11 protein-coding genes are annotated in these 16,284 nt (G+C 60.0%); all 11 read left to right on the forward strand.

The features are described 5' to 3' along the window. The coding region (locus ACKVY0_RS16255; RefSeq protein WP_409215876.1) for a DUF1552 domain-containing protein at positions 1–804 on the forward strand (804 nt) is incomplete at its 5' end. 44 nt (positions 805–848) lie between these two features. After that, positions 849–1,454, forward strand: coding sequence for a hypothetical protein (locus ACKVY0_RS16260; RefSeq protein ID WP_409215877.1), 606 nt, complete (start codon positions 849–851; stop codon positions 1,452–1,454). 113 nt (positions 1,455–1,567) lie between these two features. Beyond that, complete coding sequence (locus ACKVY0_RS16265) at positions 1,568–2,758, forward strand: AAA-like domain-containing protein (RefSeq protein ID WP_409215878.1); 1,191 nt, start codon at positions 1,568–1,570, stop codon at positions 2,756–2,758. Then, entirely contained in the window at positions 2,755–5,466 is a 2,712-nt protein-coding gene (locus ACKVY0_RS16270) for an AAA family ATPase (RefSeq protein ID WP_409215879.1), read from the forward strand. Before ACKVY0_RS16265 ends, ACKVY0_RS16270 begins: the two co-directional genes overlap by 4 nt. Positions 5,467–5,702: 236 nt before the next feature. Further along, positions 5,703–6,752 (forward strand): right-handed parallel beta-helix repeat-containing protein, encoded by a 1,050-nt coding sequence (locus ACKVY0_RS16275; protein ID WP_409215880.1) that lies wholly within the window; start codon positions 5,703–5,705, stop codon positions 6,750–6,752. A 33-nt stretch (positions 6,753–6,785) separates the two neighbouring features. Then, positions 6,786–8,018: a sialidase family protein gene (locus ACKVY0_RS16280; protein ID WP_409215881.1), complete on the forward strand. Its 1,233-nt coding sequence runs from the start codon at positions 6,786–6,788 to the stop codon at positions 8,016–8,018. Further along, entirely contained in the window at positions 7,999–9,018 is a 1,020-nt protein-coding gene (locus ACKVY0_RS16285) for an alkaline phosphatase D family protein (protein ID WP_409215882.1), read from the forward strand. The genes ACKVY0_RS16280 and ACKVY0_RS16285 overlap by 20 nt, the downstream gene beginning before the upstream one ends. A 3-nt stretch (positions 9,019–9,021) precedes the next feature. Next, positions 9,022–11,169 (forward strand): PSD1 and planctomycete cytochrome C domain-containing protein, encoded by a 2,148-nt coding sequence (locus tag ACKVY0_RS16290; RefSeq protein WP_409215883.1) that lies wholly within the window; start codon positions 9,022–9,024, stop codon positions 11,167–11,169. Between the two features lie 59 nt (positions 11,170–11,228). Next, positions 11,229–12,566 (forward strand): DUF1501 domain-containing protein, encoded by a 1,338-nt coding sequence (locus tag ACKVY0_RS16295; RefSeq protein WP_409215884.1) that lies wholly within the window; start codon positions 11,229–11,231, stop codon positions 12,564–12,566. A gap of 158 nt (positions 12,567–12,724) precedes the next feature. Next, complete coding sequence (locus tag ACKVY0_RS16300; protein WP_409215885.1) at positions 12,725–13,906, forward strand: hypothetical protein; 1,182 nt, start codon at positions 12,725–12,727, stop codon at positions 13,904–13,906. Between the two features lie 6 nt (positions 13,907–13,912). Beyond that, positions 13,913–16,261 (forward strand): hypothetical protein, encoded by a 2,349-nt coding sequence (locus ACKVY0_RS16305; RefSeq protein ID WP_409215886.1) that lies wholly within the window; start codon positions 13,913–13,915, stop codon positions 16,259–16,261. Positions 16,262–16,284 lie beyond the last annotated feature (23 nt).

The following is a 16,284-nucleotide window of genomic DNA, read 5'->3' on the forward strand; positions in this document are numbered from 1 at the left end:
ACACCGCTGGAGCTTTACCCCGCGCTGGCCTTTGACCGGCTCTTCAAAGACGATGCCTCGCCCGCCGATAAGAGCGTGCTGGATGCTGTTTTGGTCGATGCACAGGATTTGCGCCGCGACATCAGCACCAGCGACCAGCGGAAGCTCGACGAGTATCTCGACAGCGTGCGCGAGGTCGAGAAACGCATCGAAAACGCCGGTAAACGCGGCGAACTGCAAGGCTGGCGGCCCACGCTCGACAAACCGAACATGCGGCGTCCTGCCGATGGCATCCCGCAGGACATCGCCGAGCACATGAAGCTCATGTGCGACATCCTCGTGCTAGGCTTCCAGACCGACACCACGCGCATCACCACGCTGAAGCTCAACAACGATCACAGCGCGCTGCGTTTTCCGAATCTGCCGAGCGTGCAGCAAGTCGGGCATGGCATCGACTACATGATCCATCACCTGCTTTCGCACAGCGACGGGGAAGATTATTTGAAGGTGAACCAGTTCTTCATCGAACAGCTCGCTTACATCGCGAAGAAACTCGATGCCATTCAAGAAGGCCCGCGCACGCTGCTCGACAACACGATGCTCATGCACTGTTCCAGCATGATGGCTGGCGCGAAGCACGACAACGACCAGCTCCCCATCATCGTCCTCGGCGGTGCAGGTGGGCGGCTCAAGACTGGCCGAACCCTTGACTACAAAGACAAGCCCGAGCGCCAGCTCTGCCGCCTGTTCATGTCGATGATGGACAAGATGGACGTGCGCCCGAAGACGTTTGGCGATGCGACGAAGATGCTGGAGGAGGTGTGACGACAAGATTTACCTGTGTGGGGCGTTTGATCAGCCCTCACACCATGCTCCGCTTCATCCTGCCCCTCGTTCTCGTCACATCAGCTCTCGCGCAGACGGCTGATCCGCAACCGCTCGTCCAAAAAGCTGTCAACGCTGTCGGCGGGAAGGACAAGCTGCTGAAAATCTTCCGCATCAAAGAGGTCTTCCACTTCGGCAGTACGCCCGAGCCCGCCGAAGGCAAAAAGCGCTCCACGCGCGAGTCCATCCTCTCCCAACCGGACAAATGGTGGATCAACAAGAAGGAACGCGGCGTCGAACCCGCCAAGGATGACGTCCGCGCCTGGTCGCTCGACCTGCTTGTCGATGAAAAGTCCAAGATCGAGGTCATCCCCGACCTCACCGACGAGGGCAAAACCTGCTTTGGCCTCCAAGTCAGCGGCAGCGTCGATCCGGCGATGAAATTCTACTTCGACAAGGAAACCGCCCTTCTTCACCGCCTCGACTGGCGCGGCGATTTCTACCGCTTCAGCGACTGGAAGGAGCACGACGGCCTCAAATACGCCGGCAAGACGATCATCTTCAAAGTGAAGGACAACAAGCCGTGGTTCTTCCACGAAGTCACCGAACTCGAACGCCTCGCCCAACTGCCTGAAGGCCTCGCGAAATAGCTTTCGCGCCGACAAGCATTGTGTAGGCGAGTAGCTGCCAGCATTTATACAAACATGGATAAATACAAACTTGTATATTGACTTTGCATCGCATGGGCGCCACCTCTCGCCCCATGAGAAACATCACCGGCTCCCCCGTCGAGCATGACGACTTCTTTGATCGTCCTCATGAGATCGCCCGCTTGCAGCGCGAACTGTCAAATGCGGCCAACCTCCGCATCAATGCCCCTCGGCGCGTAGGCAAAACCTCGCTCGTGCTCAGATTGTGCGAAGTCTGCCAGCAGCAGCAATGGACGGCGGTTTACCTCAATGTAGAGGACTCGGCAGATGAGTTGTCTTTCGCCGAGAAGCTGCTCGACAGCCTCCATCACGGCGGGTTGCACCCCGATGCGATTTCCCGTTGCACCATCCTGTTTCGCAAGGCGCGGCAGGCCCTGGGCGGAGTCAAAGTCGGTGCTGGCATCGACTTGGAGATGGGCGAGGTGGACGATCCCGATCACAGCACGCTTGGGCGTGCGCTGGAGAGCGTGTTTCGGAAAATCGAGGCGGATGGCAGGAAGGTTCTCATCGCCATCGACGAAATGCCCGAGTTGCTGCTCGCCATGACGCACCAGGATCACGGCCAGCAGCGCGTGGGTCGTTTTCTTCATTGGCTGCGTGCCCTGCGCCAGTCCTACCGGCAGCACATCCGCTGGATATTCCTCGGCTCCATCGGCCTGGAGGGCTTCGTGGAGGAGCGGAATCTCGGCAAGACCATCAACGACCTCACTCCCTTCATTCTCGATGCCTTGAGCGCACAGGAAGCTGACGCATTCCTCGAAAAACTCGGCTCCGACAACCATCTCCCACTCCCGCCAGACATTCGCCGGGAAATCATCCGCCGTGTCGGCTGGCCGCTGCCGCATCACCTTCAGATCGTGTTTCATGCGCTCGTTGATTCCGGTGTCTCCACCGCAGACAGCGCCAGCCTGGAGCAGGCCTTCGTCTTCCTTCTGCGACCTGAGAATCTCAGCCAGTTCGACACCTGGCGGCAGCGCCTGGAAGAGCAGTTCAGCGTGCCAGACGCCACCGTCGCGAAAGCCATCCTCAACCACCTCTCCCAGCATGCCAAAGGCCGCACACGGGAGCAGTTGCTCAATGCCATCATGGCCACGCACCCGCAAAGCGACGCATCCAAGGTTGAGGAACAGCTCGGTCGCCTTTGCATTATCCTCCAGCGTGATGGCTATCTCATGGAAAGCAGCGGCCGACAGGCCTTCCGCTCCTTCCTGCTGCGAGAATACTGGCAACGCCGCCGCCCATGAGCACTCCCGCCACCAAGCTCAGTCTAAGCCAGCTCACGCTGCACAATCCTTCCCGCATGAAGGACGCTGAGATCATCGCCACCTTCGCGGTGAGGCAGCGGCTGCTCGACAATGTTCTCGCAGACATCGCCGCAGAAAAGCCGCGCAGCCGTGCGCTTCATCAACTCATCATTGGCCGTCGCGGCATGGGCAAAAGCACGCTCCTCGCCCGCATCGCCGCCGAGTTGCGCACTGACGCCTACTCCAGCCGCTTCATCCCCCTCGTCTTTGCTGAGGAACAGTACTCCGTGGACCGCCTCTCGAAATTCTGGCTGAACTGCCTCGACTCCCTCGCCGACGCCCATGAGCGCACTGGCGACAAAGCCGCCGCTGATGCCATCGACACCACCATCCGCAGCCTCCCGCCGACACCGGCCAGCCAGGAAGAAGAAGCGGCCAAAGCAGCGCTCGAAGCCTTCCTCAAAGCTGCCGAAAACACCGGCCGCCGCCCCGTGCTGCTGGTGGACAATCTCCAGCTCGTCTTCGAGCGCCTGCCCAAAGCGCAGCAGCATGTCCTGCGCGAGTTGCTCATGCGTCCCGGCTGCCCAATCCTCATCGGTGCCAGTCCCAGCGCCCTGCCGGAGAGCCAGGATTACGGCGCACCCTTTTACGACCAGTTCAAAGTCCGTTACCTTGAACGCCTCAGCGAGGACGAGATGCGCCAACTCATGCTTCACCTCGCCGAGGTGTTTCACCGCCCCGATGTGCGCGACCGCGTCCTCGCCCATCCGCGCCGCATCACTGTGCTGCGCCAGCTCACCGGTGGAAATCCACGCACCACCGTCACCCTCTTCTTCCTCTACGCCGAGGACTTCGCCCCCGGCGTCTTTGGTGATCTTCAAAACCTCCTCGACCGCGTCACCCCGCTCTACAAAGCCCTCTTTGAGGAGCTGTCGGTTCAGCAGCAGGTCATCGCCAGTGCAATTGCCAACCACTGGGATCCCGTCACCGCCCGCCAGTTGAGCGAAGACACCGGCCTCCCCATCACCGGCATCAGCCCCCAGCTCGATCGTCTCGAGCGCATCGGCTTCATCGAAAAAGTCAGCCTCCGCGGACAGTCCGCCACCGGCTTCCTCATCACCGAACGCTTCTTCAACGTCTGGTTCCTCATGCGCCTCGGCTCCCGCCGCAACAGGCAGGCGGTGGAGTATCTGACGCGGTTGATCGAAACGGTATGGGACGAACACGAACGGGCCAGGATGGCCCAGAGCCTCCTTGTCAAAGAGGAACTTCAAAGCGGTGACTGGTTGCTTGTTCAGGCACTCCATCCCTTGCTGGACTCCGCGACGGCAGATGATCTACGGCGGCGTCTTGAGCTGTTGAGTACCAGCGATGCCGAGGCACGCAGAAAGCTTGAGGAGGCATTTGATTTTGTAGGGCTTCATCCTGCCACACTTGCCTTCGCAGACATGCGCAAAACACTCCACGATCTCGTGCCTGATCATGCTCCAGTCACGCCTGAAGAGTTTTCCAGCCTCTTGCTGGGAGATCGCCGCAGCTTGAGAAAAGGCCAGGTTCAGCAGATTGCCTCATCCACGACAAACCTCACGATGGAGCAAGTGGACGCCGCAGTGAAGGCCGCCGAGTACGGACGGAAAATAGACGAGTTCTTGTTCAGCGAGGAGGCATCCATCTGGTTCGCCGAACGCCTCGCATCAGGTCAGATTCGTTTACTCCAAAACGCGGAAGACTGGAGCCGTGCATTCCTCCAAGCACCGAAGGATTACGCTACGTTTGCTCTCATGGCGGACACACTGCCTCCTGAGGCTGGCCGTCGGCTTATGCACCCTGCCCTCGAAAGAGTTTTTGAAGTCTTGGAACCAGCCCGCAACGCCTCATCTGGGGCATGGCGGCAATGGGGGAAAACACTGAGCGAGAACCTGGGCCTCATCAATGAGTCCCAAAGTGCTTATCAGGTCGCTATCGAGATCGACCCAACGAACGTCGAGGCATGGATTGGACTTGGAGACTTGAGTCGCTGGCACCGCCGTGATCCTGCCGCCGCAGAGTGCGCCTATAACGAGGCTTGCAAACATTCACGACACGACAACAAGCCCTTCATCAAACTTGGTTTGATGCTTCTCGATCTGCCAGGACGCCAGCCGGACGCGCTGAAAGCCCTGAACAGGACTTTCATCGAAGGTGAAGTTAACGCAGACGCTCTCTTCGGGCTGGTGATCCTGTCACGAGACTACTTGGGTGATCTCACTGAAGCCAAAAAACGCTTCGAGCATCTGCAGCGCACCCGCTTCGGCGAGACCGATTCCTATCAGATCAACAAAGGACTGATTGATGCCTATGATGCAAACTGGGGCAATGCATGCGATGCATGGTCCACAGTCATTCAGAGGCACGGTAGGCAGGGAATTCCGCCCGAAACGATGCACGAATGGCTGCGGGCAACCGCTGTCCTCGTTCATCTGGGAGTTGGCGGCGAGTTTCTGACCTTCCTGAAGCACTGGGAGGCTCATCAGAAGTTCCGCCCCTGGTATGAAGCCATCGCCGCCATCCAGGCGGGCGACCGGCTTCTTCTCCAAAACATCGCCCCTGAGGTCCGTGAGACCGCTGAGAAGCTGTATGACGAGATCGATCGTCGTCTCCAGATGCTCCCCGAAAAGACCCGCCGCCGTCCGCTGGCGGCTGCGGCGACGAAGAAACGCAAAAAATGACCCATCCGATGAGCCTTGTCCCGCAAATCATTCTTTCCAGCGCCGGCGGACTGGCGCTGCTGATGATCGTGCGGGCAGGCGTCATCTATTTCTTCCACCGGCACACGCCCCAGTAGGCCAGGAGCTACATTTCGATGGCTCTTGGCCTCACCAAGGCACGCGAGTGGCTGAAACTCGCGGAAGTCGTCTTCCATAAGCGTCGATAAATTACGGTGCGAAGTTCGTTGGCGTTCACCATGCGTGCTCTGCTGTTTGTCCTTTGTTCCGCCACCGTCTATGCCGATGAAATTATCGTGCGTGATGCCGATTCACTGCGGACGGCGCTGCGCGATCTCAAACCCGGCACCACGCTCAAACTCGCTCCCGGCGACTATCCCGGCGGTCACTCAGTTGGGGGCGTCGAAAAGCTCACCATCGAAGCCCTCGATCCCAAAAACCGACCGCATTTCAAAGGCGGTGGCAATGCGTGGCATTTCTCCTGCTGCAACAACCTGACTCTGCGCAACCTGCGCGTCAGCGGGCAAACCGGCAACGGCCTCAATCTCGACGACGGCGGCGAACTGACGAAGCCGGTCACTGGCATCACGATTGAGCACGTTGAAGTCAGCGACATCGGCCCCAAGGGCAATCACGACGGCATCAAGTGCTCCGGCCTCGACGGACTGACGATCCGCGACTGCACCCTCACCGGCTGGGGCGGGCAGGGGATTGATTTCGTCGGTTGTCACCAGTCGCTGATCACCGGCTGTCGTTTCATCGGCAAGGAAGGCTTCACCGCCAGCGCCGCCATCCAGCTCAAAGGGGGCACGAGCGATGTCATCGTCGAAAAATGCCATTTCACCCATGCTGGCGAGCGTCCGCTCAACCTCGGTGGCTCCACCGGCCTGCCTTACTTTCGTCCGCAAGGCGTCAAATACGAGGCCACGCGTCTCATCGTGCGAGACAACGTCATTGAGGGCAGTTTGTGCGCCGCTGCCTTCGTCGGTGTCGATGGCGCGGAGTTCACCGGCAACACGATCCTCTTTCCCACCAAGTGGATCTTCCGCATCCTCCAGGAAACTCGCGAGCCTGGCTTCATTCCCTGCCGCAACGTCCGCATCAAAGACAACCGCATCGTCTTCCGTCGCGTCCAGGTTCAAATCGACATCAACATCGGCAGTGACACCGCGCCTGAGACCTTCCGCTTCGAGAAGAATCACTGGTTTGCCGAGGACAAGCCGCAGGCATCCAAGCCCAGGCTGCCGACCGAGGAACAGGATGGTGTTTACGGTGCTGATCCGCGTTAGGGACAGCCGAGGCAGAGCGTTGAGTTCTGCACCATGCACCTCCGACCCATCGCCGCGCTCTCACTCCTGCTCATCACGCCCGTTTTCGCGCAGACCAAGCTCCAAAAGGCCGACGTCACGCTCGCACCGCCGAAAAATCTCAAAACCAAACTGTCGCCCGGCTACACGATTCCCATCGTGGACATCAGCGGCGAGACGCAACGCCAGGTGATCGTGGATCGCGAGAAAGGACAGTATCTTGGCCATCCGACGACCGTCTTGCTCGAAGACAACAAGACGATGCTCACGGTGTATCCGAAAGGTCACGGGCGTGGCGCCATCGTTTACAAGCGTAGCAACGACACCGGCCTGTCGTGGAGCGAGCGGCTGCCAACGCCGAAGTCGTGGGAGACCTCGCTGGAGGTGCCGACGCTGCATCGCGTGGTCGATGCGAGTGGAAAAAAGCGTATCATCATGTTCAGCGGGCTGTATCCGATCCGCATGGCCGTCACGGAAGACGATGGAGAGACCTGGAGCGAGCTGAAATCCATTGGCGACTTCGGCGGTGTGGTCACGATGAGCACGGTGGTCGGTCTGCAGACGCCGGGCCATTACCTCGCGTTTTTTCACGATGACGGGCGCTTCATTCGTGGTGGCGACGTGGAAAAATACCGTGTCAAAGGCCCGCACAGCGATCACACCTCGCCAACGGCCAAACCGTGGCGCTTCTGGGTGTACACTACGCTTTCCAAAGATGGCGGCCTCACCTGGAGCGTGCCCGCGCCGATTGCGATGCTGCCGGATGCGAATCTCTGCGAGCCCGGCGCTCTCCGCTCGCCAGATGGCAAGCAAATCGCCGTGCTGCTGCGTGAAAACAGCCGCAAGTACAACTCCTTCGTCATCTTCTCCAACGACGAGGGCCTGAGCTGGAGCGAACCCAAAGAACTCCCCGCCGCGCTCACTGGCGACCGCCACGTCGCGAAATACGCGCCCGATGGCCGTCTGTTCATCAGCTTTCGCGACACCACGCACGTTAGCGCCACCAAAGGCGATTGGGTCGGCTGGGTGGGCAAATACGAGGACATCGTGAACGGCACCGAGGGCCAGTATCGCGTCCGCATCATGGACAACACCAAAGGGCAAGACACCACCTATCCCGGTGTCGAACTCCTCCCCGACGGCACCTTCGTCACCACCACCTACGGCCACTGGACTGAAGGCGAAGAGGCGTATGTCGTCAGCGTGCGTTTCAAACTGGAGGAACTCGATGCCAAACTTCGCAAGTAATCGCCGCCACTTTCTCGCCGGACTTCCGGCGCTCGGTTGGTTCTCAGCGTATGCGATCAACGAGCAGCCGCTCGAAAACATCGTCTTCGGCTCCTGCCTCGACACGCATGAGCATCCCATGCTCGACCGCACGCTCACGCTGCCGCGTGATCTTTTCATCTTCATGGGCGACAATATTTACGCCGACCAAGGCGGCATCCCGATGATGCAGGAGAAGTATGCGCTGCTGAAAAACAGCCGCTTCTTCCGTGGGTTGAAGAACAAGCCCATCCTCGCGACTTGGGACGATCACGACTTCGGTCTCAATGATGGCGGTGCTGAGTATCCGCAGAAAAAGGAGGCGCAGGCTGAGTTTTGGAACTGGCTTGATGAACCGGCGAACTCGCCGCGTCGTCAGCAGGAGGGTGTGTATCAGGCGCAGACCTTCGGCCCGGCTGGAAAGTGTGCGCAGGTCATCCTGCTCGACACGCGCTACTTCCGCAGCCCGATGAAGAAGGTGCCGAAGGACCAAGCCATGCTCGGCGGCACCAGCGTGCCTACGGATGATGAAAGCACGACCATCCTCGGCGCAGCGCAGTGGCGTTGGCTCGAAAAAGTGCTCCAGGAGCCTGCGGAACTGCGCATCATCGTCTCCAGCGTCCAATTCGCCCCCGAAGCCCACGGCGGCGAATGCTGGGCCAATTTCCCGCATGAGCAGCGGCGCATGCTGAAGCTACTCAATGGTCAAAAAGCACTCATTTTGAGCGGTGATCGGCATTGGTGCGAGTTTTCAAAGAACGGCGTCCTCGACTTCACTTCCAGTTCGATGACGCAAAAGCACCCGCGTGGCACCCCAACTCCGAACCAGCATCGAATCGTGCCCAAAACCTACCATTTGCCCAATGTGGGCCTATTGAGCATCGATTGGGCAGCCTCCGCCATCACCACAAAAGTCGTTGGTGAGGACGGTGAGGCGAAAATCACGCATCAAGCGGCGTTCACTGAACTGCTCGTCCGCTAACGCATGCGTTTTGTCATTCCATTCACGCTTCTCTCGACCCTCGGTGCCCTCGCCGCGGAGAAACGCGTCGAGTTCAATCGCGACATCCGCCCCATCCTCGCGGCGAAGTGTTACGCATGCCACGGTCCTGATGAAGACAAGCGCGAGGCCGATCTGCGGCTCGATGTGCGCGCTGAGGCGGTCAAAGCAGCCATCAAGCCCGGCAAACCCGATGACAGCGAGTTCTGGCATCGCATCACCACCGCTGATCCTGATGATGTGATGCCGCCGCCGTCCTCGCCGAAGCAGCTCACGAAAGCGGAGCGTGATTTGTTTCGTCGCTGGATTGCTGAAGGGGCCGAATATCAGAATCACTGGGCCTTTGCGCCGATCAAACGGCTCACCGTCCCGATCTCGAAGAACACAAACCCCATCGACGCCTTCATCGAGCACGAACTCGCCAAACATGATCTCAAGCCCGCCGCTGAAGCTGATCCGGCCACCCTGATCCGCCGTGTATATCTCGATCTCACTGGCCTGCCACCTAGCCCGGAGGAAGTCTCCTCCTTCCTTCATGAGTCCCATACGACACATTCGTCTCATCAGTCCTATTCACTCATTGTGGACCGACTCCTCGCGTCGCCCAACTTCGGCGAACGCTGGGCACGTCACTGGCTGGACATGGCGCGCTATGCCGACAGCAGCGGCTTCCTCGGCGACGGCTTGCGCCCGAATGCTTACCGTTATCGTGACTGGGTCATCGATGCGATCAACCGCGACCTACCTTTCGATCAATTCACCATTGAGCAAATGGCCGGTGACCTGCTGCCCAATCCCACACGCGATCAAATTGCCGCCACCGGCTTTCATCGCAATGCCGCGCTCAACACGGAAGCGGGCCTCGACAAAGAAGAAGCGCGTTTTCAAAACCTCGCAGATCGCGTCAACACGACTGGCCGCGTCTGGATGGGCCTCACCGTCGGCTGTGCGCAGTGCCACACGCACAAATACGATCCCATCACCATCCGCGATTACTACAGCTTCTACGCCTTCTTCGACAACACCGAGGACCGCGACGAGCCGACATCGAAAGCTCCAGCTCTTGCTGAAGTGATCAAAGATCGCCGGCAAACTTACGTCCACATGGCCGGGGATTATACCCGGCGCGGCCCTGATGTCGTGCCTGCGAGCCTCTCGTCTCTGCCAGCGATGAACAAGCCAGCGCAGCCAGAGCCGAACCGCCTCGATCTCGCGAAATGGCTCGTGTCGCCCGATCATCCGCTCACCAGCCGCGTGGCCGTGAATCAAATCTGGAGCAAGCTCTTTGGCACCGGCCTCGTGCGCACGCCTGATGACTTTGGCACCAGCGGCGAGTCGCCTTCGCATCCTGAACTGCTCGACTGGCTCGCCATCGAGTTCATGCGTGACGGCTGGAGCCGCAAACGACTCATCAAGCTCATCGTCATGAGCGAGACGTATCGGCAAGCCTCCGCGCATCCGCCCGATCCGTCTGATCAGACCGATCCCCTGAATAAGCTCCTCTCCCACCAGAACCGCGTCCGCCTTGATGCGGAGATCTTGCGAGATTCTGCACTTGCTGTCAGCGGTTTGCTCAAGCGCAGCATTGGCGGCCCGAGCTTCCGCCCGCCGTTGCCGGAGGATGTTTTCGATGTCGGTCGGTCGTCAAACTGGCAGGCCAGCCCCGGCGATGAAATCTACCGCCGCAGCCTCTACATCATCACCCTGCGCAGTGTTCTGTATCCCACGCTCACCACCTTCGACGCACCGGATGCCGCCGACGCCTGCGTGCGACGGGAACGCTCGAATACTCCGCTGCAAGCTCTCACGATGATGAACGACGGTGTTTTCGTCGAAGCGGCGCAATCGCTGGCTCTGCGCGTCATGCGCGAATGTTCATCAGAAACATCAAAACGCCTCCAGACGCTCTTCCAGCTCGTTTTGAACCGCGCACCGCGTGCGGAAGAGCTTTCACGTTTAAAATCATTCCACGCGGAGCAAAAGGCCCGCGTGCAAAACGGCGGCACGGAAGCACTCAAAGCTCTCGGCCTCATCGAAAAGGCTGTTTCGCCTTCCGAAGCCATCGAGGCAGCCGCACTCGTCGCCACCGCACGCGTGCTCATGAACCTGGATGAGTTCATCAATCGAGAATAGCGCCGTTGCTTACGTCCCGCTGCTGCAACACCTTCTTCGCTTCGTCCGTTAAACTTTCAATGCTCACCCTTTTCTCCAAACAGTCCGCCAACTGCTATTGCGACGGCCTTTCGCGCCGTTCATTCCTGCGCATTGGCGGCCTGGGGCTGGGAGGCTTGAGCTTCCCCGAGCTCCTGCGTGCCGAGGCGGAGCTAGGAGTCGGCAAATCGCAGAAGGCACTCATCCTTGTTTACCTGCCGGGCGGACCGCCGCACCAGGACATGTATGACATCAAGGTGAACGCGCCTTCGGAGGTGCGCGGGCCGTTCAAGGCCATCGGCACGAATGTGGCGGGCATCCAGATCAGCGAGCACCTGCCGCGCATGGCGAAGATGGCGGACAAGTTCAGCTTTATTCGCAGCGTCGTGGGCGCAAAGGACCGGCATGAGAGCTTTCAGTGCGTGACAGGCCGTCTCAGCAACAATGCGCCTCCCGGCGGCTGGCCAGAGATCGGCAGCGTGGTGTCGAAGCTCAAAGGTGGAGCGCCCACTGTGCCCAGCTATGTGAATCTCTCGCAGCACATGAAGCACACGCCTTATAACCAAGGACGTCCGAGCTTCCTCGGCGTGGCGCATGCTCCCTTCATGCCTTTGGAGCGTGGGAAGGAAGACATGTCGCTCAACGGCGTGACGCTGGAGCGTCTGGGAGATCGTCGAGGTCTGCTCTCTGCTTTTGATTCGTTCCGTCGTGAGACAGATGCTTCCGGCACGATGGCAGGCATCGATGTCTTCCGGCAGCAGGCTTATGGCATTCTGACCTCCTCGCAGTTGGTTGACGCACTCGATCTTTCGAAGGAGTCGCCAAAGATCCGCGAGCGCTACGGCAAAGGCACCGAAAAGATTCAGGGCGATGCCGCACCGCGACTCAATGAACAGTTCCTACTCGCCCGCCGACTCGTCGAGGCCGGTGTGCGTGTGGTGACGCTCAGCTATAGCTTTTGGGACTGGCATGGGCAGAACTTCAAGAACGCGCAGGAGAACCTGCCCGACTTCGATCAAGCCATCACGGCGCTCGTGCAGGATTTGCATGAGCGTGGCATGGACAAGGATGTCACCGTGCTCGCCTGGGGCGAGTTTGGTCGCACGCCACGCGTGAATGACAAAGGCGGACGCGATCACTGGCCGAACGTGTCCTGCGCACTGCTCGCCGGTGGCGGCATGCAGAATGGGCAAGTCATTGGCGCCACCGACCGACTCGGCGGCGAGGCATCGGATCGTCCAGTGCACTTCCAGGAGATCTTCGCCACGCTTTACAACAACCTCGGCATCAATCCGCACACCAGCACGGTCTCGGACTTCTCCGGTCGCCCGCATTACCTGGTCGATAACGAATTCCAGTCGATCAAGGAGCTGGCGTAGCTCGCATGTCCCCCTTCGAGCAACACCTCACCCAAACCCGCCGCGACTTCCTCGCGACGATGCAAACTAGATCAATTGGGATAAATATACGTTGAATTTGATGTTGTATTAAAACTAAAGTGTTTTAGCCTCTCGTGCCAGTGAGGCGGCTAACACTTATGCAACCACCCATCAAAACCAATCCTGGAGGCGAGGTCTCGCCCCGTGAAACCCTCGGTCGTGACGAGTTCATTGAGAGGCTCTGGGACATTCTCCCCGGCCAGAGCATTTACATGAATGACCTCCGGCGCATCGGGAAGACGCAGATCATGAAGAAAATGACCGCCGAACCACGGGCGGGATGGGCCACGGTGTATCGGGATGTAAGCTTTTGCGGCACGGCGGCGGAGTTTGCCACGATGGCGTATCGCCTGTCTCACGAGGTCCTCGGACAGCAAAAACGCACCCTCCGGCGCATGGGCGAACTCCTGGGCAAAGCTGCAGGCACCGAAATCGCAGGCCTGATCAAGCTGCCAGACGGTTCAGCCGCTCCCTGGAAGGAGGTTCTGAGCCGGACCTTCGCCGACATCGACGAGGAAATGAAGGCGCTCGGCCCTAATCGGCGGATGATCTTTTTCTGGGATGAAGTGCCTTACTTGATAGGCAAGATCGCCAAGAATGACAGCCCCGCCATCGCCATGGAGGTGCTGGATGTGCTGAGGGCGCTGGGGCAGGATCACGACCGCGTCCGCCTCGTCCTCACCGGCTCCATTGGCCTCCATCACGTCCTGGAGGCGCTGAAGCGGGATGGTTATCATGGTAGCCCGTTGAACCGCATGGCGAGCGAGCGGCCGGGTCCGCTAGAGCCCGCCGAGGCACTGGTGCTGGCCCAGCGCTTGATTGCTGGCAGTGGGCTCACCTGCGAGGACGCGGCCCAGTGCGCCACGATAATCTCGACCGCAGTGGGCCATGTGCCCTTTTACATTCAGAAGCTCATCTCCCGCCTGCCAAAGGCCACACCGCTTACGAAAGCGCTCATTCATGAGCTGCTCGACCGGGAGATCTCCTCGGACCACAACGACTGGGACCTCCGCCACTACCGCGACCGCCTGCGCACCTACTATGGCGACGAGGAAACGCTGGCGCTGCATATTCTCGACACCACCGCAATCGATGGCGATCACACATTCAACACGATTCGCAAGGCGGTGAATGCCCAGATGGCGGTCGATGACGAGCGCCTGCGTCAGCTCCTGAAGCTGCTGTGCATGGACCACTACCTCGTCCGCAGTGGGGAGAACGGATTCTGCTTCTACCTCGAAATCATCCGCCGTTGGTGGCGGCTCGACCGCTGCCTTTGAACCGCTATGAACGACCGCCCTTTCATCTCTCAATTCTCCCCCCAGTGGACCGATCCGAAGTTCCTGGAGGCCATTCTCGTCCAGCGGGAGGATCTGCTGGCAGAGAGTGTCTCCCTGATCCGCGAAAGCGTGCTCACCGCGAACAAGCACCACTTGCTCTTCATCGGCTCACGCGGTGCGGGAAAGTCCCACCTCGTCACCCTCATGCACCATCGGCTGACACAAGACGCGGTGCTGACGGACAAGATGCGCTTTGCCTGGCTGAACGAAGACGAAACAGCCACCAGCTTCCTGCGGCTGCTCGTGCTCATCTACCGCAGCCTCTCGGAGCGCTATCCGGCGGAGTTTCCCGCCAGTACCATCACCGACCTCGCCGGGCAGCAGCCTCGCACCGCGCAGGATCAGCTCGGGCAGGCGCTCTTGCGGGATCTCGGCAAACGCACCGTCGTTCTTATCGTGGAGAATCTGGATTCCCTTTTCCGCCACCTCTCCACGGACGAGCAACTGAACTGGCGGGCCTTCGTGCAGAATCACCCCGTCTTCGCCACCATCGGCACCGCGCAGGCCTTGTTTGATGGCGTTTCGGATGGAAACGAGCCCTTCTTTGGCTTCTTCGACACCCGACACCTCCAGCCGCTGTCGGTGGAGGAGGCACGCAGCCTGCTGGAAAAAATCGCCACCCTCAATGGCCGTGACGACCTGCTGGCCTTCCTGAAAACCCCCGTTGGCCACGCCCGCGTCGCCGCCATTCGGGCGCTCGCCGGTGGGAATCCCCGACTTTACCTCATTTTTTCCGAGCTACTCACTCAGGCCCGGGATTTGGACGACCTCGTCCGGCCCTTCGAGGAGATGGTGGACCGCCAGCTCACCAGCTACTATCAGGAGCGCCTGCGCTGGCTCAGCCCGCAGCAGCGGGAGATCATCCAGTTCCTCTGCCGAGATCGTCATCCCGTCCCTGTGAAGCGCATCGCGGAGGGCCTCTTCACCACACACAACTCCATCACCGGCCAGTTGAAGCAGCTTCGCGAGATGCGCTACCTCGACTCCCATCCCATCGGCCGCGAGGTCCTCTACGAGCTTGCCGAGCCGCTCATGCGCCTCGCCCTCCAGGTGAAGGAAACGCATGACCGCCGACCGCTGGCCCTCATCGTGGACTTCCTCCGCGTCTGGCATGAGCGGGAGGAGATTGAGGCCCGCCTCAGCCTCTGCGGCCCGCTCACCCGGGGCCACGCCTACTACACGGCGGCCAAGGCCTTCTTCGACTCCGGCGCACCGAATCTCCGCCACGAATACCTCCGCCACGATCTAGACCTCCTGCCCGAAGGCCCGTGTGACGATGCAACGATCGCCAGAGTCCGCGCCACCGCCGAGGATTTGGATGAACCTGCCATCTGGATCAAACTCGGGACGCTACTGAACGCACGCGAGGAGTGGGACGAAGCCATCCGGGTCTTCACCCACATCATCAGCGCGGACAACACGACACCCGCCGAAGTCGCGAAGTCGCTGTTCCGCCGCGGCTATTCACATAGTCAAGCCGGACGCGGCGAGGAAGCCATCGCAGATTACACTCGCGTCATCGAGCTGCCCGGAGCACCCGCTGAACAGGTTGCTTGGGCCCTCTTCAATCGGGGGCTCTGTCACGGCCGAGCCGGACGTCGTGAGGAGGCAATCGCGGACCTCACCCGCGCCATCGATCTGCCCGGAACACCCGCTAAGTATGTCGCTTGGGCTCTCATCGCCCGAGGCGGCTTTCACGCCCAAGCCGGACGTGGTAACGAGGCCATCGCCGACTGCACACACGCCATCGAACTGCCTGAGGCATTCGCTAGTGGTGTTGCAATCGCTCTCAGCATCCGGGGGCATTGCCATCGTCTCATAGGGCCACACGCCTCGGTGATTCGAGATTTCAGCCTGCTCTTTGGACTTTCCGAGCAGGCGAGGATTGAGCAGGTCGTCCAGTCCAGCCTGCACCACATCGCGTCAGCCGTCGTGGAGGCCTTGTTTGCGCACACCCACGACCCACAGAGCTGGAAAGAACGAATCGCGGAGTTCCTGAGGCATTTTGCCCGTTTTTCCGGCCTTGCCGAATTGGGCGATGCGCTGGTGAAGCATCTGCCGAAAGTGGCGGAGAGTCCGCTCAACCATGCTGCTTGGGATGCCTGGGTCGAAAGCTGGGAGACGTGTCGGGCGGCGTTGAAGTCGGAGGACCAGGATCATCTCGAAATTCCCCTGCGCCTCCTCCGCACCGGCATCGACTACCTCAAAACCAAGGAGGAAGGTCGCCTGCTCGTCCTGCCCGCCGAAGAACGCAAGGTTCTCCGTGATGCTCTTGGACTGCCGGAGGAGAAATAGAAGCGACCGTGCAGCGCGGACTC

This window comes from Prosthecobacter sp., from assembly GCF_046154365.1.
In the GTDB taxonomy this organism is placed as follows: Bacteria; Verrucomicrobiota; Verrucomicrobiia; order Verrucomicrobiales; family Verrucomicrobiaceae; genus Prosthecobacter.

Bases quoted from the DNA above. Each gene is read 5' to 3' on its own strand.
- ACKVY0_RS16290 (WP_409215883.1), top strand. From the start codon at position 9,022: ATGCGTTTTGTCATTCCATTCACGCTTCTCTCGACCCTCGGTGCCCTC.
- ACKVY0_RS16305 (WP_409215886.1), top strand. From the start codon at position 13,913: ATGAACGACCGCCCTTTCATCTCTCAATTCTCCCCCCAGTGGACCGAT.
- ACKVY0_RS16295 (WP_409215884.1), top strand. From the start codon at position 11,229: ATGCTCACCCTTTTCTCCAAACAGTCCGCCAACTGCTATTGCGACGGC.
- ACKVY0_RS16260 (WP_409215877.1), top strand. From the start codon at position 849: ATGCTCCGCTTCATCCTGCCCCTCGTTCTCGTCACATCAGCTCTCGCG.
- ACKVY0_RS16300 (WP_409215885.1), top strand. From the start codon at position 12,725: ATGCAACCACCCATCAAAACCAATCCTGGAGGCGAGGTCTCGCCCCGT.
- ACKVY0_RS16265 (WP_409215878.1), top strand. From the start codon at position 1,568: ATGAGAAACATCACCGGCTCCCCCGTCGAGCATGACGACTTCTTTGAT.
- ACKVY0_RS16275 (WP_409215880.1), top strand. From the start codon at position 5,703: ATGCGTGCTCTGCTGTTTGTCCTTTGTTCCGCCACCGTCTATGCCGAT.
- ACKVY0_RS16285 (WP_409215882.1), top strand. From the start codon at position 7,999: ATGCCAAACTTCGCAAGTAATCGCCGCCACTTTCTCGCCGGACTTCCG.
- ACKVY0_RS16270 (WP_409215879.1), top strand. From the start codon at position 2,755: ATGAGCACTCCCGCCACCAAGCTCAGTCTAAGCCAGCTCACGCTGCAC.
- ACKVY0_RS16280 (WP_409215881.1), top strand. From the start codon at position 6,786: ATGCACCTCCGACCCATCGCCGCGCTCTCACTCCTGCTCATCACGCCC.